Annotated in this window: 21 protein-coding genes; 7 read left to right on the forward strand and 14 right to left on the reverse strand. The window is 64.2% G+C overall.

Going from position 1 to position 24,462, the window contains the following annotated elements:
* Window positions 1-102 precede the first annotated feature (102 nt).
* The 5 genes from B8V81_RS23365 to B8V81_RS23385 all read right to left on the reverse strand — a co-directional run bounded on the left by B8V81_RS23365 (window position 103) and on the right by B8V81_RS23385 (window position 6,071).
* Window positions 103-369: a YlbG family protein gene (locus B8V81_RS23365; RefSeq protein WP_028596907.1), complete on the reverse strand. Its 267-nt coding sequence runs from the start codon at window positions 367-369 to the stop codon at window positions 103-105.
* A gap of 91 nt (window positions 370-460) precedes the next feature.
* Complete coding sequence (locus B8V81_RS23370) at window positions 461-922, reverse strand: YlbF/YmcA family competence regulator (RefSeq protein ID WP_028596908.1); 462 nt, start codon at window positions 920-922, stop codon at window positions 461-463.
* Between the two features lie 181 nt (window positions 923-1,103).
* Entirely contained in the window at window positions 1,104-2,999 is a 1,896-nt protein-coding gene (locus tag B8V81_RS23375; protein ID WP_028596909.1) for a hypothetical protein, read from the reverse strand.
* Window positions 2,996-4,690, reverse strand: a complete 1,695-nt coding sequence (locus B8V81_RS23380; RefSeq protein WP_028596910.1) for a DNA repair helicase XPB — start codon at window positions 4,688-4,690, stop codon at window positions 2,996-2,998. The genes B8V81_RS23375 and B8V81_RS23380 overlap by 4 nt, the downstream gene beginning before the upstream one ends.
* 184 nt (window positions 4,691-4,874) lie before the next feature.
* The gene (locus B8V81_RS23385; protein ID WP_101809296.1) at window positions 4,875-6,071 is read right to left on the reverse strand and encodes an amidohydrolase; all 1,197 of its coding nucleotides are present in this window, start codon (window positions 6,069-6,071) and stop codon (window positions 4,875-4,877) included.
* A gap of 165 nt (window positions 6,072-6,236) precedes the next feature.
* On the opposite strand from B8V81_RS23385, the gene B8V81_RS23390 reads away from it, so the two are divergent.
* Entirely contained in the window at window positions 6,237-6,584 is a 348-nt protein-coding gene (locus tag B8V81_RS23390) for a YugN family protein (RefSeq protein ID WP_028596912.1), read from the forward strand.
* 14 nt (window positions 6,585-6,598) lie between these two features.
* Window positions 6,599-7,807 (forward strand): putative lipid II flippase FtsW, encoded by a 1,209-nt coding sequence (gene ftsW, locus B8V81_RS23395; protein ID WP_028596913.1) that lies wholly within the window; start codon window positions 6,599-6,601, stop codon window positions 7,805-7,807.
* Window positions 7,808-7,971: 164 nt separating this feature from the next.
* On the opposite strand, the gene B8V81_RS23400 is transcribed toward ftsW, so the two are convergent.
* Window positions 7,972-8,340: an Asp23/Gls24 family envelope stress response protein gene (locus tag B8V81_RS23400; RefSeq protein ID WP_043110727.1), complete on the reverse strand. Its 369-nt coding sequence runs from the start codon at window positions 8,338-8,340 to the stop codon at window positions 7,972-7,974.
* Window positions 8,341-8,541: 201 nt separating this feature from the next.
* Between B8V81_RS23400 and cax the strand changes: the two genes are divergently transcribed.
* Complete coding sequence (gene cax / locus B8V81_RS23405) at window positions 8,542-9,621, forward strand: calcium/proton exchanger (protein ID WP_043110728.1); 1,080 nt, start codon at window positions 8,542-8,544, stop codon at window positions 9,619-9,621.
* Window positions 9,622-9,693: 72 nt separating this feature from the next.
* On the opposite strand, the gene B8V81_RS23410 is transcribed toward cax, so the two are convergent.
* The 4 genes from B8V81_RS23410 to B8V81_RS23425 form a co-directional block, all read right to left on the reverse strand.
* Entirely contained in the window at window positions 9,694-9,990 is a 297-nt protein-coding gene (locus B8V81_RS23410; RefSeq protein ID WP_028596916.1) for an Fpa/YlaN family protein, read from the reverse strand.
* A gap of 148 nt (window positions 9,991-10,138) precedes the next feature.
* Window positions 10,139-10,381: an HPr family phosphocarrier protein gene (locus B8V81_RS23415; RefSeq protein ID WP_028596917.1), complete on the reverse strand. Its 243-nt coding sequence runs from the start codon at window positions 10,379-10,381 to the stop codon at window positions 10,139-10,141.
* Between the two features lie 117 nt (window positions 10,382-10,498).
* The gene (locus B8V81_RS23420) at window positions 10,499-11,614 is read right to left on the reverse strand and encodes an aminopeptidase (protein ID WP_101809297.1); all 1,116 of its coding nucleotides are present in this window, start codon (window positions 11,612-11,614) and stop codon (window positions 10,499-10,501) included.
* 84 nt (window positions 11,615-11,698) lie between these two features.
* Window positions 11,699-12,349 carry a hypothetical protein gene (locus B8V81_RS23425; RefSeq protein WP_101809298.1) on the reverse strand — a complete coding sequence of 217 codons (651 nt, stop codon included), beginning with the start codon at window positions 12,347-12,349 and terminating at the stop codon, window positions 11,699-11,701.
* 280 nt (window positions 12,350-12,629) lie between these two features.
* Between B8V81_RS23425 and rpsD the strand changes: the two genes are divergently transcribed.
* Entirely contained in the window at window positions 12,630-13,235 is a 606-nt protein-coding gene (gene rpsD, locus B8V81_RS23430; RefSeq protein ID WP_028596920.1) for a 30S ribosomal protein S4, read from the forward strand.
* Between the two features lie 137 nt (window positions 13,236-13,372).
* Here rpsD and B8V81_RS23435 read toward each other — a convergent pair whose 3' ends face one another.
* From B8V81_RS23435 to tyrS, 3 genes are all read right to left on the reverse strand, one after another.
* Window positions 13,373-14,920, reverse strand: a complete 1,548-nt coding sequence (locus B8V81_RS23435) for a flotillin lipid rafts scaffold protein FloT (protein ID WP_101809299.1) — start codon at window positions 14,918-14,920, stop codon at window positions 13,373-13,375.
* Window positions 14,920-15,459 (reverse strand): NfeD family protein, encoded by a 540-nt coding sequence (locus tag B8V81_RS23440; RefSeq protein ID WP_101809300.1) that lies wholly within the window; start codon window positions 15,457-15,459, stop codon window positions 14,920-14,922. Before B8V81_RS23440 ends, B8V81_RS23435 begins: the two co-directional genes overlap by 1 nt.
* Before the next feature lie 95 nt (window positions 15,460-15,554).
* Window positions 15,555-16,838 (reverse strand): tyrosine--tRNA ligase, encoded by a 1,284-nt coding sequence (tyrS, locus tag B8V81_RS23445; RefSeq protein WP_101809301.1) that lies wholly within the window; start codon window positions 16,836-16,838, stop codon window positions 15,555-15,557.
* A 508-nt stretch (window positions 16,839-17,346) separates the two neighbouring features.
* On the opposite strand from tyrS, the gene B8V81_RS23450 reads away from it, so the two are divergent.
* Window positions 17,347-20,460 (forward strand): transglycosylase domain-containing protein, encoded by a 3,114-nt coding sequence (locus tag B8V81_RS23450; protein ID WP_101809302.1) that lies wholly within the window; start codon window positions 17,347-17,349, stop codon window positions 20,458-20,460.
* Between the two features lie 128 nt (window positions 20,461-20,588).
* On the opposite strand, the gene acsA is transcribed toward B8V81_RS23450, so the two are convergent.
* Complete coding sequence (gene acsA / locus B8V81_RS23455) at window positions 20,589-22,310, reverse strand: acetate--CoA ligase (protein ID WP_028596925.1); 1,722 nt, start codon at window positions 22,308-22,310, stop codon at window positions 20,589-20,591.
* Window positions 22,311-22,585: 275 nt separating this feature from the next.
* On the opposite strand from acsA, the gene B8V81_RS23460 reads away from it, so the two are divergent.
* Both B8V81_RS23460 and B8V81_RS23465 read left to right on the forward strand, forming a co-directional pair.
* Complete coding sequence (locus B8V81_RS23460) at window positions 22,586-23,218, forward strand: GNAT family N-acetyltransferase (protein ID WP_028596926.1); 633 nt, start codon at window positions 22,586-22,588, stop codon at window positions 23,216-23,218.
* Window positions 23,219-23,237: 19 nt separating this feature from the next.
* Window positions 23,238-24,419: an acetoin utilization protein AcuC gene (locus B8V81_RS23465; RefSeq protein ID WP_101809303.1), complete on the forward strand. Its 1,182-nt coding sequence runs from the start codon at window positions 23,238-23,240 to the stop codon at window positions 24,417-24,419.
* Window positions 24,420-24,462: the final 43 nt, after the last annotated feature.

The following is a 24,462-nucleotide window of genomic DNA, read 5'->3' on the forward strand; positions in this document are numbered from 1 at the left end:
CTCTCCTCCTCTAGACGATTCGGCAAGCAAAAAAGCCTTCGCTCCCGAATCGGGAGCGAAGGCTTGAAGGCGCGCATCCGATCGTCCGCGCCAAACGGGAGGCTACATGCTGTAGAAGCGCGTCTTGTCCTCGGATTCCTTGGTGTACTCCGTCTTGAGCTCGCTGCGCAGCGAGCGCTCGATCTTCTTCACGTAAGGAAGCCGCTGCAGGTTGCGAAGCGTCTCTTCCTCGCGGTCCGCGTCCACGTAGACGACCGCATAGTGGAGGCGGCGGGAAATGAAGTGGACGTTGCCGTATTTCTCCAAACTGCGGGCGGCCTTGACGTCGCTCACCCAGACGATATGTCCCTTTCTCTGTTCCGAAAGCATGCTAGGATTCACCGTCCTGATCCTGTGTAAATGTCGGTCCGGCCTTAAAAATTCGGTCACATCTGCTTCCTTCGGGGCATGCAGACACGCCCTAGCCGCAGCCGCCGCTTCCGCAGCTGCAGGAGCCGCCGCTTCCGCAGCCGCCCGTCGGCAGCGGGTTGTTGCTCGGCACCTTGATCGCGCTCGACACCGATTCGGCGATGAGCAGCGACACGTCGTAGAGCAGCGCGTCCACCTCCGCCTCCGTCTCCTTGTAGCGGCGGATGCTCTCCACCTCGGCCATCTCGGCCTCGACTTTTTTGACGGCGTCCTTGGCCGCATGGTAATCGGGGTGGAAGCGTCCGAAGCGCTCGCATTCGGCGAACAGCTCCTTGGCCTTGGCGAATTCCCGCTTCAGCCGAAGCGCCTCCGGGTCCTGTTCCACGCGGTCCTTCCAATATAGATATTCGGCGACAAGCGCCGACTGATTGATCGAATCGCCGAGCTCGTAGGCGCGCAGCACGAGCGGCGCCATGTCCAGCGGGGCAGGCTCCGCGAGGGAAAGATCCTGCATCATCCGCGATCACTCCTTTCCGCAGCTGCAGCCGCTTATCGCTTATCATAGCACAACCGCGAGCGAATCGGATACTGCCGCCGGCGGACTTTCCCGGCCGTCCGGCTGCCGAGGGCGGGCCTGTCCCGCAGCCAGGCCGCTGCGCAGGAGCTTGATCCCGGCGAAAGGATGCGGACGGGACTCAGCGCGGGAGAAGCAGGCGCAGCGCCGCCTTGTCCGCGGAATCCAGCTTGCCCGCCCCGGCGGGACAACCGCCGCTGTCGCGGAATCTGCCGCCGGCCGTCCAGCCGCCGCCCGGCTCGCGCTCGACCCGCTCCGGCACGAAAATGTGCCGGCCTTCGGCGGTCGACAGCTCGACCGGCAGTCCGATCCGCAGCGCGCTCTCGAGCAGCTGCAGCGCGGTCGAGGCGTGATAGCGGCGCGGCTTCTCGCACCAGGCGGCCGGCAGTCCCGGGCGCGACCGCTCCAGCTCGGTCCGCCCTTGCCGCGTAGGCTCGGCTGCCGGCAGCTGCTGGAGACCGAACGGATCCTCCGCCTGGGCGCAGGCCTGGCGCAGCTGGCCGCGCGCGGCGGCCGCCCCGGCGGGCGTGGCGGCCGGCTGCGGCAGCAGGCCCATGCAGCCCGCCCAAAACTTGTCCTCGCCGGACTCGGCGGCAAATGCGCGGACGCGCTCCGCACCGCCCGCAGCGACCGCTTCGCTACTCGCCGTCCATTCCCGGATCGCGCCGAGCGTTGCGGCCGGCAGCGGGCAGCCGCAGGCCTGCTCCAGCAGGCTCGCCAGCCCGCTTCCGTCCCCGCCTTGGCCGAGCCTCGCCAGCGAGCGCGGCGTCAGCCGGTAAGAGGTCAGCTCGCGCAGCTCCCCCCGCTCGGCGACCAGCTCCAGCAGCCAGATTGCGCGGTAGTCCGACCAGCTCGCCGCCCACAGCTCGCCTCCCGGCTGCGCCAGCAGCGGCTCGCAATCCGCCGTTTCCCCGTCCTGTCCGTCAAAAGCAAGCTGCATCCGCAGGACCGGCTCGCCATCATGCGTCTCGGCGAGCTCCGCCCAGCCGCAAGAGCGCAGCAGCTCGAGCCAGGCGCGCAAGCAGCGCTGCGCCGCCTCCGGCTCGCCGCGGACGCTCGCGGCCTGTTCCAGCTCCCGGATCCGGTACCAGCGGTCCGGCTCCAGCCCCGCCGTGGCGGAAGCGGCGGCAGCCTCGCTCGGCCCCTTTCGCAGCGCCCGGCGGGTCAGCGCGCGCAGCAGCGAGCTTTCGCGCTGCAGCATCGGCCGCTCGAGCCAGCCGCGCAGGCGCTCGCCGTCCAGCAGCCAGCCTTCGCCGCTCGCGGAGAGCCAGCCATGCTCCGCCATCAGATCGAGCGCAAGCGCGAGCGGCGGCTCATACTCCAGCGTCCAGGCAGGCGGCAGCCGCAGCAGGCTCAGCCCTTCCTCCGGCAGCCGCAGCTCTTCCTCCAGGCTCCGGCACAGCTTGCGGTGCAGCCGTCCCTTGGCGGTGACGGCGAAGCCGTCGCGCGCCAGCTGCGCCGCCGCTCCGAGCAGCACCCGCGACAGCAGCCGCGTGCTGGCGCCGCCCGGCAGCTCCCGCACGCCTTGCTGCAGCGGCAGCGGCTCCGCCTGCGCGGGAAACTCCCGCTGCAGCAGGGCGAGCGCGTCCGCCTCGGGCACATGCACGATCCGCTCGCCCCAGAATCGGGCGCGCACCTGGGCGTCGCCGGATCGCGCAAGCGCCTCCAGCGCCGCCTCCGCTTCGAGGCTGGACCATGCATGCTCGGCGCAAGCGGCCTCCAGCAGCCGCCCCTCCTCCGCTCCGGCAAGCCCGTAGCGGCGAAGCAGCAGCCGCAGCAGCCGCGCAGCCGGCCGGCTGCGCTCCTCGGCGGCGCTGCCGGAGCGCCCGGTCGCCCCCTCCGCAGGAGCGCCCGTCAGGCCGGCAAGCGCGCTCCATCCCGCATCGTCAGCGGACGGAGACGGCTGCGCTTCCGCCGCCGCTCCGGCGCCGTGAAGCGCCCCGCCAGACTTCTCGACGGGCGCGCCGCCCGCACGAACGGCCGGTCGGCTTCGTTCCCACGGCTTGCTGCCGCTCATCCGCTCCATCCCCTTTCCGCCGTTTCCGGTCCAATCGTCTCGTACGCATAGCCCTGCTCCACCATGAACAGCTGCCGCTTGAGCGCGAACTCCGTCTCCTTGGTGCCCGCGCTGACAACCGTATAAAACAGCGACGGCATGCCGTCCGCCTTCGGACGGAGCAGGCGCCCGATGCGCTGCGCCTCCTCCTGGCGCGAGCCGAACGTCCCCGACACCTGCACCGCGAGCGAGGCGTCCGGCAGATCGACCGCGAAGTTCGCGACGCGGGAGACGACGAGCCGCCGCAGCTCGCCGGCATTGAAGCGGCGGAACAGCTCCTCGCGCTCCGGCGCCGGCGTGCTGCCGCACAGCACCGGCGCCTCGAGCGCCTGGCCGAGGGCATGCAGCTGGTCCAGATACTGGCCGATGATGAGCGCGGGACGGTCCGGATGAGCGCCGAGCACCCGGTTCACCGCCTCCAGCTTCGCCGGATTCGAGCTCGCCAGGCGCAGCTTCGTCTTGCGGTCCGCGCGCTCGTATCGCTCGGCGATCGAGTCGCACAGCGGCACGCGCAGCTCGCGGCAGCGCACGCCCGCGATCCAGCCCTGGCGCTCCAGCGTCCGCCACGGCAGCTCGTACAGCTTCGGACCGATGAGCGAGAACACGTCCTCCGCCCGGCCGTCCTCGCGCACGAGCGTCGCCGTCAGGCCGAGCCGGCGCGTCGCCTGCAGCTCCGCCGTGAGACGAAAGACGGGCGCCGGCAGCAGATGGACTTCATCATAGATGATCAGGCCCCAGTCGCGGCTGCCGAACAGGTCGAAGTGGCCTCCGTCCGCCCGGGCTCCCGACGCGCCCTTGCCATGGGCGACGATCTGGTACGAGGCGACGGTGACCGGGCGGATCTGCTTGAGATCGCCCGTGTATTCCCCGATGTCGCTCTCCCGCAGCGTCGTTTTTTCCAGCAGCTCTCTTTTCCACTGCCGAACCGAGGTCGAGCCCGACGTCAGCACGAGCGTCGCCTGGCCGAGCCGGGCGAGCGCCGCCGCGCCGACGACCGTCTTGCCCGCTCCGCACGGCAGCACGACGACGCCGCTGCCGCCGGCTCCGTCCTCGCGGCAAAAGCGGTCCACCGCCTCCGCCTGATAGTCCCGCAGCTCGAACGACCGCCCGCCCGCCAGCTCGCCGCGCAGGCGGATGTCAAGCGACTCGCCTGCCCGGTAGCCCGCCCGATCCTTCACCGGCAAGCCGAGCCGCAGCAGCTCGCGCTTCAGCTCTCCGCGCCGGTCGGCGGGCAGCTCCCATCCCTGCTCCGTCCGCCGGGCCGCATGCGATTGAAAAAACGGCTCCGGCAGCTCCTCCAGGAGCGCCTGCTCCCCGACGAGCAGCAGAGCTCCCTCCCGGCCGCTCCGCAGCTCGAGTCCGCCGCAGCGCCCGACCCACTGCCGGATCTGCTCCGCCAAAGCGGCCGGCACCGGGTAGCGGGCATGACGCCGCAGCGGCTCCAGCATCTGCTCCGCCGTCATTCCTTGCGAAGCCGCATTCCAGACCGGAAGCGGCCCGATTCGATAGTGATGAAGCGTGCCCGGCCGTTTGACGAGCTCGGCGAACCGTCCGAGCGCTTCCCTCGCCTCCTCCGCTGCCGGATGCGACTCGTCCAGCAGCACCGTGCCGTCCGCCTGCACGACCAATGGGCCGCTGCTTCGTTTCAGCATCGCCAGGGCTCCTTTCCCCAATCCTGTTTTTGACAGTATGGGGCAGCGAAGCCTGATTTTATGCCCTCTGTGCGCCCCTCCCTCCGCCGCGGCGCGCCAAAAAGCCCTTCTCCCCGCCTGTGCAGGCAGAAAAAAGGGCCGAGGGCCGCCGTACGGCGCTGCGGCGCCAGGCGCCGCGAAAAAGTCAGCCGTTCGCGTCTGCGAACGACTCCGCGCAGCCGATGAGCAGCAAGGCGGCCTGCTTCATCGAGCTCTCGTCGATGTCGAAGCGCGGATGATGATGCGGGTAGACGGCGCCAAGCTCCGGATTGCCGGCTCCGACGAAGACGAAGCAGCCGGGAATCCGCTCGAGATAGTAGGCGAAATCCTCGCCCGCCGTAATGAGCTCCGACAGGCCCGCGGCGTCCTCGCCGAACAGCATCGCCGCCGTCCGCAGGCAGCGCGCGGCTTCCGCCTCGTCGTTGATGACCGGCGGATAGCCTTCGCGGTAGTCGAGCCGCCCCTCGGTGCCGTAGCCGGCGCAGACGCTGCGCGTCAGCTCCCGGATGCGGGCGCGGATCTGATCGCGCACGCCGAGGTCGAACGTACGCACCGTCCCTTTGAGCCGGCAGTGGCCGGCGATGATGTTGCTCGCTTCTCCGGCCTGGAACGAGCCGATCGTCACGACCGCCGTCTCGAGCGGACTGACGTTGCGGCTGACGATCGTCTGCAGCGCCGTCACGAGCGCCGCGCCGGCGACGATCGCGTCCGCCGTATGCTGCGGCATGCCGCCGTGGCCGCCGCGACCGACGATGTCGATCGTGAACTCGTCCACTCCGGCCATGAACGCGCCGGCTCTCGTCTCGACCCGGCCCGCCGGCAGCGGGCTCCACAGATGCACGCCGTAGATGGCGTCGACTCCGCTCAGCGCGCCGTCCTCGATCATCGGCTTCGCTCCGCCCGGCGTCAGCTCCTCCGCCGGCTGGAACAGCAGGCGCCGCGTCCCCTTGAAGGCGCCCTGCAGCGACTCGTAGTAGGCCGCGACGCCGAGCAGGCCGGCCGTGTGCGCGTCATGGCCGCAAGCGTGCATGACGCCCGGCACGGTCGAGGCGTAGTCCGCTCCCGTCTCCTCCTCGATCGGCAGCGCGTCCATGTCGGCCCGCAGCGCGACCGTAGGACCTGGCTCGAGACCCGTCCACTCCGCGACGATGCCGAAGCCGCCGACGGCGGTCCGCACGCTGCCGCAGCCGATGTCGGCCAGCCGCTCCGCGATCCAGGACGATGTCCGCGCCTCCTGGAAGCTCAGCTCCGGATGGCGGTGAAGATGGCGCCGATGCTCCACCATCCGCGGCATGAGCCGCTCCAGCGTCCGCTCCGCCTCCAGACGTCTTTGGTTGTCCATTCCCATCTCCTCCTTGCTCTCACGGACTAGTGTACCAGAAGGCCGGCCGGGGGAGATAGAGCGCCGTTTCAAAAAAAGCCGCGCCCTTGCGCTCGACTTTGAAACATACTAATATGAATGATGAACGTGCATACAGTCTTTGCCAAGCTGCTGAGGAGGATATTCATGATTATTGAAAACACCGGCCTTGACGGAATGAAGAGCGATCTGGCTCACCTGGACGAGAGCGCGGAAAGTCTCGGATTCGTCCGCTGGCAGTGGGAATATTACCGGGCTACATACGACCTTAAGTTCGTCGACCGCAGCACGGACTTCGAGTACTTCCTGCGCTTGAATACCCGCGCCGTCGAAGGCAAGCTGGAAAACCCGGCCGCCGTGCTTGCGATCGAGCATGTCTACATCGGCCGCGCCACCTTCCCCCACGGAATGGAATATGAATCTGCCGTACCGCAGCCGATCCTGAGCGCCGCCAAGCAAAAGCTGGCCGAGCTGAAGCAAAAGCTGGCCGAATAAGGTGATGGTATGAAATGAAAGCAAACCCGGAAAGCCGCCGCGGCCGACCGGACTTCCTGCTTCTCATCCTGACGCTGGCGCTGGTCGGCTTCGGCCTCGTCATGGTTTTCAGCGCCAGCGCCAGCATCGCAGAGGTGGACAGGCGGTACGGATACGATCCGCTGCACTTTTTCAAGAAACAGCTTCTATTCGCCGGTCTCGGCACGGGATTGATGCTCCTTTTGATGAACTTCCGCTATCAGTTCTTCAAGAAGGGCTTCATCCTTTTTTTCATTCCGGCCATGCTCATGCTGCTCCTCGTGCCCTTCGTGGCGGATGAGATCAACGGGGCGAGAAGCTGGATCAACCTGTTCGGCTTCACCATCCAGCCGACCGAGTTCGCCAAGATCGCCCTCATCCTTTATCTCGGCTCGCTCATCGCCAAAAAGGGCGAGCGGTTCCGCAGCTTCAAGCGCGGCCTCGTGCCGGTCATCGTCATCGTCGCCGTCGTCTGCGGCATGATCATGCTGCAGCCCGACATGGGCTCCTGCCTCGTCATCTGCGCCTGCGCGATGATGATGATTTTCGCCGGAGGCGCCAACCTGCGCCAGCTCGTCGCCTCGGGGTTTTTCGGCGCCATCGCCATCGCGATCGTCATCGCGATCAGCTTCCTCGTCGACAGCGACGGCTGGGCATATCGGCTGGAGCGGTTCACCAGCTACCGCGATCCGCTCGCCCACGCGCTCGAATCCGGCATGCAGGTGAGCCGCTCGCTGATGGCGCTCGGACATGGCGGCTTCACCGGAGCCGGCCTCGGCCATAGCGTGCAAAAGGTCCAGTATCTGCCCTTCGCCTACAACGACTTCATCTTCGCGATCATCGGCGAGGAGCTGGGCTTCCTGGGCAGCAGCCTGTTCCTGCTCGTCTTCCTGATGTTCCTGTGGCGCGGCATCATCGTGGCGCTCCGCTGCCCGGACATCTACGGCACCGTCGTCGGAGCCGGCATCGTCTCGCTGTTCGCCATCCAGGCGTTCGTCAACATCGGCGGCGTCACCGGCGCGATCCCGCTGACCGGCGTCACGCTGCCGTTCATCAGCTACGGCGGATCGTCGCTGCTCGCCTCGCTCATCGCGATGGGCGTCATGCTGAGCATCTCCCGCGAGGCCAATCGGGATCCGGCGATCCAGACGTCGCCGAACGCGCGGCCTCGATCTGCGAAGCAGCCGATGCTGTCCGAAAACTAACGCTTTCGTCCTTCTCGGCGCCTCTGCCCGAATCACCGGCAGAGGCGCTTTTGCCTGCTCTTTTCGCTGTCTCCCCTCCGCCTTCCGCTCCTCGCCTGCGAGCGGCCACGCCGTCGGATCAAAAAAAAGCCTGTCCCGCTCGAGCGGGACAAGCAAAGGCGAAGCTATTTGATCGCACGGCTGGCGCCGGAAGCCGGCTCCTCCGCCGTCTCTTCCTTGAACATGACGCCGTCGACCTTGACGTTCACCTCGACGACATGAAGGCCGGTCATGTTCTCGACCGCCTCCCGTACGCCGAGCTGCAGCTGCCGGCATACTTCCTGGATCGGAATCCCATACTGCACGATGACGCGCAGGTCGATCGCAGCCTCCAGCTGTCCGACCTCGACCGTCACGCCCTTCTGGGCGTTCTTTCCGCTCAGCCGCTTGGCCAGCCCTTCGGAGATGCCGCCCGACATGGCGGCGATCCCCGGCGTCTCGAGCGCGGCGAGTCCTGCGATCGTTGCGACTACGTCATCTGAAATCCGAATCATTCCTGTTTCAAGATCTTCCGCCACGACGCTCCACCCCTTCGTTTGACTCCACTTTCATCCATTGTAAAGGATGCGCTCTCGGAAATGCAAGACAGTCCGGAAGCCGCTCGCCTCCGTTTACTTTAGTCCTTGAATTGGGTATAGTAAGATACATATTTTGCCGGGTCCCGACCCGGCTCATCCTTGCCAAAGAGGTGCATTATGGCCAAGCGTCGCCAGCTGTTCTTCGCCGGGCTCATCCTCACGTTCGTCGTGAGCGGACTCGCCCATTATCTCCACTGGAACGAGATGCTCCAGTTCGCCGTATCGGCGATCTCGGTCATCTTCGTCGCCGGCTTTCTCGGCCAGGCGACGGAATCGGTCGCCCATTACGCCGGCCAGCGGCTCGGAGGCTTCCTCAACGCCACGTTCGGCAACGCGGCGGAGCTGATCATCGCCATCTTCCTCGTGAAAGCCGGCTCGTTCGAGACGGTCAAGGCCAGCCTGACCGGCTCGATCATCGGCAACCTGCTGCTCGTGCTCGGCCTCAGCATCCTGCTGGGCGGCCTCAAGTTCAAGGAGCAGCGCTACAACGTGCAGCTCGCCACCCACAACTCCACGCTGATGATCCTGGCCGTCGTCGCCCTGTTCATTCCGGCGACGTTCGTCACGTCCGAGCATTTCAGCTTCCGCCAGGACCAGATCCTGAGCATCACGGTCGCGATCATCCTGATCGTCAGCTACCTGCTCTGGCTCGTGTTCTCGATGGTCACCCACAAGGACATGCTGTCCGAGATGGAGGACAAGGCCGAGGCCGGAGCGGACGCGCATGAGGAAAAGCCGCTCTGGTCCCTCAAGCGCTCGGTGCTCTACCTCGTCGTCGCGACCGTCATGGTCGCATTCGTCAGCGAATGGCTCGTCGGCACGCTGCACGGCGTATCGGAGCGCTTCGGCCTGTCCGAGCTGTTCATCGGCGCCTTCGTCGTCGCGATCGTCGGCAACGCGGCCGAGCACAGCGCGGCCATCATGCTCGCGATGAAAAACAAGATGGGCGCCGCCGTCGAGATCGCCGTCGGCTCGAGCCTGCAGATCGCGCTGTTCGTGGCGCCGGTGCTCGTCCTCATCAGCGGCTTTTTCGGCCCGACGATGGACATCGTCTTCACGCCGATCGAGCTTGCCGCCATTGCCGTCTCGGTGTTCATCGCCAAGGCGGTTTCGAGCGACGGACGCACGAACTGGTACGAGGGCTTCCTGCTCGTCATGGTGTACATCATTCTCGGCTTCGCGTTCTACCTCGTGTAGCGCATCTAAGCAAAAAAGCGGCACCGCTGTCTGTCGACGCGGCGCCGCTTTTTCATTTGCCTTCGGTCCATCCTATAGAAGCTGGGATTTTTGGTCCAGCGCTTCGTACAATTGAGCCAAGTTGCGCTCCAGCTTGCTGATGATGGCCTTCCCTGCCGATTCCTCGATCAGGCCAGCCCGCACCGCAAAGTCTACTTCCCGGGAAAAACCGTACATCTGGGTATCCAGAACCTCTTCGTACAGAGGACATTTGCGGGTCGCAAGATTTTCCATCTGCACTTCGATGAGCTTCTCGATCTTGTTTGCGTCATCCTGCAGCAGTAGAACCGCCTTCTGATGCAGATGGACCAGAACTTCCGGTGAAGACATAGTTTCCCCCCCTGTGCGGATGTCTCGCCGTTGTTGTCATTGGTTTGCCTAATATCTCTAATAGTAGACGATTCGGGGGGAATACACAAGGACAAACAAAGAAGGCGACTCCGCCCGCATGACGGGTAGAGTCGCCCTTCGCCGGCATCTATTCGCCGATGATCGTAATGTTGAGATTGTGCTTGGCGAATACTTCGGCAAGCGCCTTTTTCGCCTCGTCGGCGTCAGGCCCGTGGACGTGAAGCTCGTAGGAATGCGTACCCACCAACGTCGTGAACAGGCCGAGGATGCTCTTCACGTCGATGTACTTGTTTTCGGCTTGAAGCACGATCGACGAGCGGAACCGGCTGGCAACTTGGGAAATTTCTACGATAGCCGCATTGTTGGACATGGGTATTCCTCCCTGTTAAAAAACTTAAGAAAACGTTTCCTCCATCATACTCCGAAACGCTCCCCCGTTCAAGATGAACAGGATATTTTTACCCGGAAGCCCATCTGCGGAATCCGCTTATTTCAATCGCTCGGGATTGAGCCCTTCCAGCTCCGGCAGCACGAACAGCCCGTCCTTGCGGATCAGCACGTCGTCGAAATAGATCTCGCCGCCGCCGTACTCGGGACGCTGGATCAGGACGAGATCCCAGTGGACCGCGGACCGGTTGCCGTTGTCCGCTTCCTCGTAAGCCTGTCCCGGGGTGAAGTGCAGCGAGCCGGCGATCTTCTCGTCGAACAGCGTATCGTTCATCGGGTGCAGGATGTACGGGTTGAAGCCGAGGCTGAACTCGCCGATGTAGCGGGCTCCTTCGTCCGTGTCGAGAATCTCGTTGATCCGGTCCGTATCGCTGCTCGTCGCCTTGACGATGCGGCCGTTCTCGAACGTGAAGGAGATGTTGTCGAACGTCACGCCCGAGTTGACGCTCGACGTGTTGTACGTGATCGTGCCCTGCACGGAGTCGCGGATCGGCGCCGTGTACAGCTCTCCGTCCGGAATATTGCGCTCGCCGGCGCATTTGACGGAGCCGATGCCCTTGATCGAGAAGCTCAGGTCCGTGCCCGGTCCGACGATGCGGACCTTGTCCGTGCGGTCCATCAGCTGCTGGAGCGGCGTCATCGCATCCTCCATGCGGCTGTAGTCGAGATTGCACACGTCGAAGTAGAAGTCCTCGAACGCCTCGGTGCTCATTTTGGCGAGCTGGGACATCGAGGCGTTCGGATAGCGCAGCACGACCCACTTCGTCTTCTTGACGCGGATCTCGGAGTGCACCGGATGGGAGTAGAGCTGCTGGTACAGCTTCATCTTGTCCTCCGGCACGTCCGACAGCTCGTTGACGTTTTCACCCGATCGGATCCCTATGTACCCTTGCATCTGCTTCATGCGCTCCTGGTCGAGCTTCGACCACAGCCCGATCTGCTCCGGCGTCGCGTGCAGCAGCATCGAGCGCAGCACGGAACGGTCGCTCGTCTCGACGAACGGACGGCCGCCGGCGCGGGCCACTTCTTCCACGAGGCATTTGGCCAGTTCCCGCTCCGGGCCGATCATGTCGATCAGGATGTTCTCGCCAGGCTGGACGCGCACGGAGTGGCGGACCAGATTGGCGGCTAATGTTTGCAGGCGCGGATCGCGCATGGCTGCATACCTCCTCGAATAGATGAATTCCGTTCCCATCCTATCACGAGCGTTCCTGCTTCTGCACGGCTCCGCGTCATCGCATCACGGTTCCGTCTCGAAGCGGAACCGCAGCGACCGCTCCTCCTCGACCCGCTTTCCGCCGTCGGCAAAAACCAGCCTGGACCGCTCCGTCAGCTCCACCGGCACGAGCCGATGCCGATCCACGACAAGCTCGCAGCGCATGTCGGCCGCCTGCAGCGGACGGGCCGCGGAGCTTGGCTCGGCCTGCGCGCGCAGCCGCTTGCTCCAGAGGCCCGACGCGAAGCTCGCACTAGGCTTGATGAGCAGCACCGCCTCTCCTCCGTCCGAGCGGGCCTCGTCCAGCCGGACGCTCGCCGCTCCATCCAGCAGCCCCTCCAGCAGCGCCGAAGGGTTGTAGCTGTCCTCGCCGTACCGGTCGCTCCCGTCGATCCGGACCGCCGCTCCCGCTCCGCTGGTCAACAGGCGAAGTCCGTCATGCCGGCGCACTTCGCCCTTCCACTCCTCCTGCCGCGCCGCCCCGGCACCGGACGGATCGGTCTCGATCAACGCGAAGCGATAGCTTTCCGGGACGGACAGCCCCGATACGGCGAGGCGCAGCAGCTCCCGCGGCGAGCGCTCCGCGGACGTTGCCGCGCAGCCGGCGAGCAGCGACGCCGCGGCGAGCAGCGCCAGCAGCGTATGAATTCGCTTTATGGGGATGCGGAAGGTCATCAAAAGCACTCCTCTCATTCCTGCGTTCCGTAGGATTTTCCCTCGCTTGCCGTTCCCTTATGCAGAAGCGGCGATTCCCTTGACATGTCGAGCATGAATCCTTTAAAATTAGTTGTTGAATATAGGCCAAAGGTTTTGTGACACCCTCATGGGTGCTGCAGCTGCGGGGGCAGCGGCTGAACTTCCCCTTCAGGTCATGGCTCGTCCATGTTCATGCAGCATTCGGCGAAACGTTGGACCCTTTTCAAACATTCCATTTGAAGAAGGAGCTACACCCAATATGTCACGTTATACAGGTCCCAAGTTTAAACTCAGCCGCCGCCTCGGCATCTCCCTGAGCGGCACCGGCAAAGAACTCGCGAAGCGCGCTTTCCCTCCGGGTCAGCACGGCCAAGCGAGCCAGCGCAAAAAAGTGAGCGGCTACGGCCTCCAGCTCGCGGAAAAGCAAAAGCTGCGCCACATGTACGGCGTGAACGAAAAGCAATTCCGCAACCTGTTCGACAAAGCTTCGAAAATCAAAGGTATCTCCGGCGAGAACTTCATGTTCCTGCTTGAGAGCCGCCTGGACAACCTCGTGTACCGTCTTGCTTTCGCCAACTCCCGTGCAGGCGCTCGCCAGCTCGTAGCGCATGGCCACGTGACGGTGAACGGCAAGAAGGTCGACATCGCTTCCTACCAAGTCCAGCCTGGCGATGTGATCGGCCTGCGTGAGCGCAGCCGCTCCCTCAAGCTGGTCAAAGAAGCTATGGAAGGCCGCCATCACCTGCCGGCGTACCTGGAATTCAACGAGCAAGCTCTCGAAGGCAAGTACATCCGCCTGCCAGAGCGCGGCGAGCTGAGCTCCGACATCGACGAAAAGCAAATCGTCGAGTTCTACAGCCGTTAATCCGACTTCGGATCAGCAGCCTCAAAAGCCTCGCGGCCTATGCCGCGAGGCTTTTTTGCGCGCTCCTTGCTAGACGAAAAAAGCCGTTCCCGCCGCTAGGGCGGAAACGGCTCGCATTCCAGCATGAATGCGGAGGATCAGGACTTGCTCGGCGCCTCGGCTGCGGCCGCGCTCAGCGCAGCCGCGGCGGGCAGCGCCGGCTCGGCCTTCGGAAGCGACGCCGCAGCTGCCGGCGACGCCGATCGGGACGTCAGGCTGCGCATCAGCTCGTTGACGTCGATGCCGGCGACGCTCTTGAGCATCTCGGGAGCGGTCGCCATCAGGTCGGTCACGTAGTTGGAGAGGCGCGCCGCTCCGGCGCCGTTGCCGGTATCGACGACCGTCAGCTTGTCGATCGACTTGATCGGCTCCGCGACGTTCGCAGCCAGCTCCGGCAGCATCTTGACGATGATGTCGAGGACGGCTGCCTCGCCGAACTTCTCGAACGCCTGGGCGAGCTTTTCCTTCGCCTCGGCTTCGGCGAGACCGCGCAGCCGGATGACTTCGGCTTCCGCCGTACCTTTGGCGCGCTCGGCGTCGGCTTGCGCCTGGCCCTCGAGCCGCTTCTGCTCGGCCATCGCGTGAGCTTCCGCCTCGATGCGATATTTGAGCGCATCGGCAGCGCGGTACTGCCGCTCCTTCTCCGCCTCGGCGGCCTGCACGACGGCATACCGGTCGGCGTCGGCCTTTTTCTTGACCTCGGAGTCGTACTGCTTCTCGCGGCGCAGGATCTCCTTCGTCTCCAGATCGATCTCGCGCTCCTTGCGGACCAGCTCGACCTTCATCTGCTCCTCGACGACCTGCTGCTTGATGCGGGCTTCCTGGATCGTATACGCCTGATCCGCCTCTGCCTTGGCCGTATCCTGCTCCTTCTTGAACTCGGCCACCTTCAGCTGGTTCTGCTTGGACGCCTCGGCGATGTTCGTGTCGCGCAGCAGCTCGGCCTTCTGGCCTTCTTCCTCCGCCGCCGCCTTCTGAATCCGCGAGTCACGGAGCGCCTGAGCCTCGGCGATTTCCGCATCCCGCTTGACGGCGGCGATGCGCGGCTTGCCGAGAGCGTCCAGATAGCCGTGCTTGTCGCGCAGATCCTTGATCGTGAACGAGACGATCTGCAGCCCCATCTTTTTCAAATCCTTCGCCGCGACCGACTGCACCTCCTGCGCGAACTTGTCGCGGTTGCGGTACACTTCTTCGACCGTCATCGAGCCGAGGATCGCCCGCAGATGGCCCTCCAGCACTTCCTGAGCCTCGCTCTTGAGCGCCTCGACCGGCTTGCCCATGAACTGCTCGGCCGCCGTCGCGACATCCTCGATCGAGCCGCCGATCTTGATGATGGCGACGCCGTCGGCCATGACCGGCACGCCCTGCTCCGTGTACACCTCCGGCGTGGAGACGTCGAGCTTCATCGACAGCAGCGACAGGAACTCCACCCGCTGGAACACCGGCAGGATGAACGCGCCCCCGCCGCGGACGATCTTGATGCTCCGGCCGGAATCATCCGACGCGACATTGCTCGCGCCGAGGAAAGAACCGGTGACGACCATCGCCTCGTCCGGGCTCGCCGTCTTGTAGCGAGCCCAGAAAGCGAGGCCCAGCAAGACGATGACGCCGACGACAATCGAAGGAATTACGAGAAATTCTGGCATTACAGGTCTCCTCTCTCATTCATCATGGCGACCGAAAGCGCGTCCGGCTTCACCTCGACGACGACGACACGGCTGCCGGACGGAATGTCCCGGCTCTCAAAGCTCTCCGCCGTATGGTTCGTAACGCCTGCGCCGATCCGGATCAGCACCTCGCCGCATCCATGGGCGGGGATCGGAGTGATGACCTCGCCGATCATCCCGCCCAGCTCCCGGACCGAGTAGCCCGACGACGTCTCGCTGTTCCTCATCGGCTTCACATAAAGGAAGAACATCGCCGCGGAGCCGGCGATCGCGAGCAGAACCGACAGGCTCGCCGTCGCTCCCGCGCCAAGCTCGGTGTACTTCTCCAGCATGAGGCCGGCCCCGCCGAACGCGGTGATCCCGCCCGCCAGCGCCGCCGGCTGGAAAATGCCGCCGGCATCCGCCGAGAGGAAATCCAGCGCTCCGTCAAGCGCCGAGCCGAGCAGATCGCCAAGCACGACGCTGACGAGCGCGAACAGCACGCCGAAAGCCAAGCAGGATAAATATAGCGTCTCCATTTCACTCACCCCCCATTATTGGAAGCGATTGTAACCGCCTGGTCTTCTATACGCCCGATTCAAGGAAATGTTTCACTACTTTGACAAATGACCGGTCAACTTTTATCGAAGCGGATCCGCGCCATCCTCCGGCGTCCGACCTGAACGACATCCCCATCCCGGGGACGCAGCTCCGCGGACGCATCGTCCAGCCGCTCTCCGTTGATCCGGACAGCGCCTTGCTGCACGCTCCGGCGCGCCTCGCTGCCGGATTCGGACAGTCCGAGGACGGTCAGCAGCCGGGACAGCCGGATCGCTCCGTCCTCCAGCTCCGCTGCGGGCAGAAACGCTTCCTCGATCTCCTCCGGGAGCTCCCGCTGCTGGAATACCTCGCGGAACCGCTCGGCCGCTGCGTCGGCCGCTGCGGCGCCGTGGTACTGGCGGACGAGCGTCCAGGCGAGGCGCTGCTTCGCTTCCATCGGATGGAGAGCTCCGCTCTCCAATCCGTCGCGGATTCCGGCCTGCTCGGCTTCGTCCAGATCGGTCGCCAGCAGGAAGTATTTCGCCATCAGCTCGTCGGGGATGCTCATCGCCTTGCCGAACATGTCGGAAGGCTCGTCGGAGATGCCGATGTAGTTGCCGAGGCTCTTGCTCATCTTCTGCACGCCGTCGAGGCCTTCGAGGATCGGCATCGTGATCGCGATCTGGCGGCGCTTGCCGTACTCTTTTTGCAGCTGGCGTCCCATGAGCAGGTTGAACGTCTGGTCGGTGCCGCCAAGCTCGACGTCCGTATCGAGCGCGACGGAATCGTAGCCCTGCATCAGCGGGTAGAAGAACTCATGGATGCCGATCGGCTGGCCCGCCCGATGCCGCTTGGTGAAGTCGTCCCGCTCCAGCATGCGCGCGACCGTCGACTTGGCCGCCAGCCCCAGAATGTCGCCGAACTGGAGCGGAGACAGCCATTCGGAATTGTAGTACAGCTTGGTCCGCTCAGGATCGAGAACCTGGAACATCTGATCCTGGTACGTCTGCGCGTTGCGACGCACGTCCGCCTCCGACAGCGGCTTGCGCGTCTCCGACTTGCCCGTCGGATCGCCGATGCGGCCGGTGAAGTCGCCGATGATGAGCTGGACCTGATGGCCCAGGCTCTGGAACTGGCGCAGCTTCTGCAGCACGACCGTATGGCCGATATGGATGTCCGGCGCCGACGGGTCGAGGCCGAGCTTCACGTTGAGCGGCCTGCCCTCGAGCACCGACTGCTCCAGCTTCTCCCGCAGCCCGTCCGCCGGGACGATCTCCGCCGCTCCGCGGGCGAGAATGTCCAGCTGGCGCCCGACCTCCTCCTGCTGCGCCTCCGACAAGCGCTTCTTCTCCTGCTCCTTCTGCTCCTCAACGCTCATGATGGGGGTCCCCTTTCTTAAATGAAATGCAAAAAGATCCTTCTTGTCCGAAGGGACGAGAAGGATCAGCTCGCGGTACCACCCTTGTTGGAGCGGCGGCTTCTCCATTCGGAAAAGCCAAAACTGCCCCCACTTCGTTGAAGATAACGGAAGACTGCTTCCGGGACCGGACTACATGCCGATCGCTCAGCCTCGTCCAGCCGGCTCCGGGCGGTAATTCGCCAAGACGCTGCGCACCGGTTCACACCACCCACCGGCTCTCTGATCCGCTTCGACGTCCGGCTACTGGAGGCCCATCCATGCCGTTCACGCTATGCGCATCCGCGGACCGGGCCGGGATGCGGTTTGTTGCTGCAAGTTATATCATGCCCCTGGCGCGGCTGTCAACCCGCAGCATTTTCCGATAGCAGACGGCAGGCGGCGAATCGCAGCGAACGCTGTCCGCCCGTGCCGATTCAGGAAGCATGTGATATAATAGCTCTGTTCATTTGGAGGAGGATACGTACATATGGCTCAAGACCAGGAACAGCTCCGCAAGCCGCGCAGCGGCTGGAGGACCTTCGGCCTTGTCGTCTGGATAACGGTCAAATGGCTCGTTATATTCGGCATCACGGGCGCCTTGTTCGCGGGAGGCATCGCCACCGGCTATGTCGCCGCGCTCGTCAAGGACGATCCGGTGCGGCCGGGCAGCGAGCTCGAAGCCAAGGTCAACGAAAACGCCTTGACCGGCTTCGTCTACTTCAACGACGGCACGACGCCGGTCGGTCAGCTGAGGACCGACGAGGATCGCCGGCTCGTCGACCTGTCGAACATCCCGCAGTCCGTCATCGACGCCCTGCTCTCGACCGAAGACAGCAATTTTTATAATCATATCGGAGTCGACTACAAAGGCCTCGGCAGAGCGGTCAAGGAAAAGCTGCTGAACGAGGACCGGCAGACCGGGGGCAGCACGCTGACCCAGCAGGTCGCCCGCCGCGTCTTCCTCAGCCTCGACCGCACGGACAGCCGCAAGTTCAAGGAGATCCTGCTGTCCATCCGGATGGAGCGCTACCTGACCAAGGAGCAGATCCTGGCCGCGTACCTCAACAAGATGCCGTTCGGCAACGGCTCGTCCGGCTACAACCTGTACGGCATCAAGTCGGCCTCGATCGGCATCTTCAACATCGCCGACCTGAACAAGCTCAATCTGGCGCAGTCGGCCTATCTTGCCGGCCTGCCGCAGCTGCCGTCCGCCTACTCGGCGTTCAACGGCAAGGGCCAGTTCAACGAGTCCGGCTTCAACCGGGCGATCTCCCGCCAGAAGTTCGTCCTCTCCCGCATGCTGGAGACCGGCCGCATCACGCAGGCCGAGTACGACGAGGCGCTCGCCTTCGACATCAAGGGCTCGCTCGCGCCGCATCGCGAGAAGGCGTACAACACGTTCCCGTACCTGATGCTCGAGACGGAGCGGGAGGCGGCCGAGCTCATCGCCCTCAAGCAGAACCCGAATCTCCAAAAAGCGGATCTCGCCAAAAGCGAGAACGCCGAAATCGTGCAGGCGGCGCGCGAGCAGCTGCTCCGCTCGGGCTACCGCATCTACACGACGATCGACAAGGTCATCTACAACAACATGCGCGAGATCGGCAACGATCCCGACAACTTCGGCCCGACGAGCAAGTCCAAAGGACCGGAGCAGGCGGCCGCGATCATGATCGACCATCATACGGGAGCGATCCTCGGCATGCTGGAAGGGCGCGACTTCAACATCGAGCAGATGAACTACGCGACCCAGATGACCCGCCAGCCCGGCTCGACAATGAAGCCTATCTCGGCCTACCTGCCGGCGCTCGAAGCCGGGCTCGTACAGCCGGCAAGCGTGCTGGACGATTCGCCGATCATCCTCAAGGACGGCCAGAAGGGCTACCATATCCCGATGAACGCCAACAAGAAGTTCAACGGCCTCGTCACGGCGAGGGATGCGCTCAACCGTTCGCTGAACATCCCGGCGCTCAAGCTGTTCCTCGACAAGGTGACGATCGAGAAGGCGTGGGAATTTTCCCGCTCGCTCGGCATCACGACGCTGCAGCCGGAGGACGACAACGCCCAGACCGGCGTCATCGGCGGACTGAGCAAAGGCGTTTCCGTCAAAGAGCTGACAAACGCGTACGCGACGATTCCGAACGGCGGCAAGTACAACGAGCCGTATCTCATCAGCAAGATTGTCGACGCCTCCGGCCATATCGTCTATGAGCACAAGCTGGCGCCGAAGCAGGTGTACTCGGAGCAGACGGCGTTCCTCATGACGGACATGCTGCGCACCGTCATCGCCGACCGGAGCGGCACGGGCCACAGCGTAGCGAGCAGCTTCGACGCGTACGGCAAGATTCCGATCGCCGGCAAGACCGGCTCGACGCAAAGCTACGGCGACGTTTGGTTCATGGGCTTCAGCCCCGACATCACGCTTGGCGTCTGGGTCGGCTATAAGGAGCAGAAAAATACGCTCGTCAAAGCCTCCCAGTCCAGGGCGCGCACGCTCTGGTCCAAAATCATGAACGAAACGGTCAAGGACCGTCCGGACATCTTCAAGACCGACGCGTTCCCGCAGCCGGGCGGGCTCGTCAAGGCGACCGTATCGAGCGTCAGCGGCCTGCTGCCGAGTCCGCTGATCCGCTCGAGCGGCCTGCTCACGACCGACTGGTTCAACAAAAAATACCTTCCGGTCAAAGTCGACGACGTGCTCGGCGCGATGAGCTTCATCCGCTACAACGGCGTCAACTACATCGCCCAGGACGGCACGCCTGCCGACTTCGTGTTCACGAAGACGACGATCCGGCGCGAGAAGCCGCTCGGCGATCTGATCGAGGAGATCAACAAGGCGCAGGCCGTCATGCCGGCCGAATACCGCAAGCCGATCTCCGCGTTCATCCCCAAAGACGCCGAGAGCGAGGCTCCGTCGAGGCTCGATCCGCGGCAGGATGACGGAGCGGCGCCGTCCGCGCCTTCCAATGTCGCGCTGGAGTCGCTGAGCGGCGCCTACCGCATCACCTTCTCGGCGAGCCCGCAAAACGACGTCGTCGGCTACCGCCTCTACCGCTCGTCGGGCGGCGACTTCGCCAAGGTCGGCGATTCCATCCTGGCCGGCGACGCCACGGCATTCGTCGACCGCTCCGGCGGCTTCGGCAGCACGTACTACGTCACCGCGGTCGACGTCGCGGGGCATGAGTCCGAGCGCAGCCAGACGGTCAGCCCTGGCGGCTCGCTGCCGGGCCTTCCGGGCCTTCCGGGCTTCCCGGACACGGGCAACGGCTCCGGAGACGGCGGAGCTCCTCCAGCTAAGGAGCAGCCCGGCAACGAGCAGCAGCCTGCAGCGATGAAGCCGTCCGGTCCAAGCGGGCTCAAGGCTTCCGGCACCGGCACCGGCGTCAAGCTCGAATGGAGCGCCAACAGCGCCGCGGAAGGAGTCACCTCGTATCAGGTGTACTTCAGCGCCGGCAACGACGGCAGCTTCCAGAACATCGGCTCGACCGGCGGCACGAGCTTCGAATACGTCGCTCCGATCAGCACCGGCACGTTCCGGATCACGGCCGTCAATGCGGCCGGAGAGTCGGACTTTTCCCAAGCGGTCACCTGGTCGGCCCGCTGATCCTTCTTGCCTGGCTTGCGGACAGCTTCCTCGGTCCGCAAGCTTTTTTTCTAGACATAAAAACAAGAAGAAGCCCTGCTCCGATCGGAGCAGGGCTTCTTCTTGTGCGGCATGAAGGATAACGGGGATCAGTCCTCGATCGTCGACAGGTCGCCCGTCGGCAGGTTCAGCTCCCAAGCCTTGAGGACGCGGCGCATGATCTTGCCGCTGCGCGTTTTCGGCAGCTTGTCTTTGAACTCGATCTCGCGCGGCGACGCGTGCGCGGACAGCCCTTCCTTGACGAAGCGGGCGATGTCCGCCTTGAGCTCGTCGGAAGGCTCGAAGCCTTCGCGCAGGGAGATGAACGCCTTGATGATCTCGCCGCGCATCGGATCGGGCTTGCCGATGACGCCGGCCTCGGCGACGGCGGGATGCTCCACCAGCTTGCTCTCGACCTCGAACGGTCCGACCCGCTCGCCCGCCGTGTTGATGACGTCGTCGATGCGGCCTTGGAACCAGAAGTAGCCGTCCTCGTCGCGGTAGGCGGAGTCGCCGGAGATGTACCAGCCCGGAATGCGGAAGTACTCCTCGTACTTGGCCGGATTGTTCCAGATCTTGCGCATCATTGACGGCCAAGGCGTGCGTACCGCCAGATTGCCCATGCGGTACGGCGGCAGCTCGTTGCCTGCATCGTCGATGATGGCGGCCTCGACGCCGGGGATCGGCCTTCCCATCGAGCCCGGCTTGATCTCCATCGACGGGTAATTGCAGATGAGCTGTCCGCCCGTCTCCGTCATCCACCACGTATCGTGGATGCGCTGGCCGTACACTTTGAGTCCCCAGCGGACGACCTCGGGATTGAGCGGCTCGCCCACGCTCAGCACATGGCGCAGGCTGGAAAGATCGTATTGAGCGACGCTGTCGTCGCCTGCGCCCATCAGCATGCGGAACGCCGTCGGCGCGCTGTACCAGACGGTCACGCCGTAGCGCTGGAGCGTCGTGTACCAGTCCTGCGGACTGAAGCGGCCGCCGCGGATGACGTTCGTGGCGCCGTTCAGCCAAGGCGCGAAAATGCCGTACGACGTGCCCGTCACCCAGCCCGGGTCGGCGGTGCACCAGTAGACGTCGTCTTCCTTCAGGTCAAGGACGACCCGTCCCGTATGGTAATGCTGCAGCATCGCGTTCTGCACGTGGAAGACGCCCTTGGGCTTGCCGGTGGAGCCGGACGTGTAGTGGATGAGCAGCCCGTCCTCGCGGTCCAGCCATTCGATCTGCGCCTCTTCGGAAGCGGCGGCCATCTCGTCCTTGTAGGAGACCGTGCCCTCCGGCACGTCTTCATCGGATACGACGATGACATGCTTCAGGTCCGGCAGCTCGTCGCGCTTGATCCGGGGCAGCAGCGCCGGCGTCGTCACGATCGCCGTCGCCGTGCTGTCGAGCAGCCGGTCCTTGACCGCCGTCTCCATGAACGCCTCGAACAGAGGGCCGACGACGACGCCGACCTTGAGCGAGCCGAGCAGCGCCACGTAGAGCTCCGGAGAGCGGGGCATGAAAATGAACAGCCGCTCGCCCTTGCTGAGGCCCAGCTTGCGGAGGACGTTGGAGAAGCGGTTCGACAGGCGGCTCAGCTGCTCGAACGTATAGGATTCATCCCGCTTCGGATCGCTGTAGAGCAGAGCGGTCTTCTGCCCCCGGCCCTCGGCCAGATGGCGGTCGATCGCCTCGTGCGCCATATTGACCTTGCCCGTCTCATGCCAGGTGAAATGCTTCTCTACCTCGCTCCAGTCAAACGAAGCATGCTCTTCCTCATAGCTGCCCATATTCGGAGAAGCAGCGGAAACCGCGATCTTTTCCTTGTGGTCAATCGACATGCTAATCACCTTCCATCGTCATCATCGTAGTGTACTGCAACGGATCGGATGCGCTTACAAGCCAAGGATGAATCGGAATTCATGTTCCTCCAGTATAGCATATGGAAATGTATGCGCCTACTTTTCGCCTATTTTTACCCCTGTTCGACTAAAAAGTCGCCCTCCGGGCGTGACGCTTGTCCTTTCCATCCCGCTTTTTTTCTGCTATAAGTGATAAGAGGCGCGGACCGCCTATTTTTGGTCTGCCGCCATTTCGCTTTGGAGGTGCGATCACGTTGGAGCCTATCAAGCGCCACCATTCCCTTGTCGTTCCTTTCGGCAATCGGGAGCTCGTGCTCGAAGGGCCGGTCGATCCGTCCCGGCTCGCCGACTGTACGATGCATCCCGGCCTGGATGCCTTCCGCCGGCCGAAGGATCAGCTGGAAGCGTTGATCGAGATCGCCGGCCTCGAGGAAGGCCGCATCATCATAACCCGCGACGGAGACATGATCGTCGGCTACGTCACCTTCCATTATCCGGACGAGCTGGAGCGCTGGTCCGAAGGCGGCATGGACGATCTGATCGAGCTCGGCGCCGTCGAAGTGGCAAAGGACTACCGCTCCGTCGGACTCGGCAAAAAAATGATCGCGCTCGCATTCGAGGACGGGCAGCTGGAGAACTTCATCGTCTACACGACCGAGTACTATTGGCACTGGGATCTGGAGGGCACCGGCCTCGGCATCTGGGACTACCGCCGCATGATGGAGAAGCTGATGAAATCGGTCGGCATGGTCTGGTTCGCCACCGACGACCCGGAGATCTGCTCCCATCCGGCCAACTGCCTCATGGTGCGCATCGGCAAGCAGGTCCCGCTGTCGTCGGTCGAGCAGTTCGACCGCGTCCGGTTCCGGCAGCGATTCATGTACTGATCGATTCAGGAGGAAGAACATGAAGGATAAAGCCGTCTATGTCCGCTCGACCGGCGCAAGCCCGTATAGGTTCAACGATGAGCATCCGTTCAGCCCGCTGCGCGTGGAGCTCGCCGAGACGCTGCTCGAAGCGAGCGGGGCTCTGCCTTCCGAATCCGTCTTGAAAGCGGATACGGCCCTGGATGAGCAGCTCGCGCTCATCCACCGCCCCGACTACATCGAGGCGGTGCGCGGCCTCAGCCAGCCGGTTCCGCCGGCCAGCGCCGCGGGACTCGCCCGCCGCTTCGGCCTCGATTCCGAGGATACGCCCTATTTCACCGGCATGCATGAGGCGGCGTCCGCCATCGTCGGCGGCTCGATCGCGGCGGCGGACGCGGTTCTGTCCGGACGCGCCCTTCACGCCTATCATATGGGCGGCGGGCTGCATCACGCCTTTCCCGGCCATGGCTCCGGCTTCTGCGTCTACAACGACGCCGCGATCGCCATCGCCGCGATGCGGCGCAAGCACGGCGCGCGCGTGCTCTACATCGACACGGACGTCCATCATGGCGACGGCGTGCAGTACGCGTTTTACGAGGATCCGGACGTGTTCACCTACTCGATCCACGAGACCGGCAAGTATTTGTTCCCCGGCACCGGCTTCACCCATGAAAAAGGCATCGACAAAGGCTTCGGCGCCTGCTGCAACGTGCCCGTGCAGCCGTATACCGAGGACGAGTCGTGGCTGGAGTGCTTCACGGAGACCGTCACGCGCATCGCCCGCGCCTTCAAGCCTGACCTTATCGTCAGCCAGCACGGTTGCGACGCGCATGCGTTCGATCCGCTGTCGCATGTGCATTGCAGCATGCGGATCTATCTGGAGATGCCTCGGCTGATCCGCCAGCTTGCCCATGAGCTGTGCGACGGACGGTGGGTGGCGCTCGGCGGCGGCGGCTACGACCCGTGGCGCGTCGTCCCGCGCGCATGGTCGCTCGTCTGGCTCGTCATGTCCGGCCACCCGCTCGCTTCCCGGCTGCAGGAGCCGCAAGGCGGCCTCTCCCTTCTGCCCCAAGCCTGGCTTGAGCTCTGGCAGCCTCAGGCTCCGGTCGCGCTGCCCCTCCACTGGCTCGACGATACGTCGGCCTGGAGCCCGATGCCGCGTCGCGCCGAGATCACGCTCCAAAACCGGCGGACATGGGAGCTTTCGGCCCAGGACTATTGATGTCGACATGCCAAAAAGCAGCCGCCGGCCTCCTCTCGGAGAC

It is taken from the genome of Paenibacillus pasadenensis, assembly GCF_002864175.1.
GTDB lineage: Bacteria > Bacillota > Bacilli > Paenibacillales > Paenibacillaceae > Paenibacillus_O > Paenibacillus_O pasadenensis.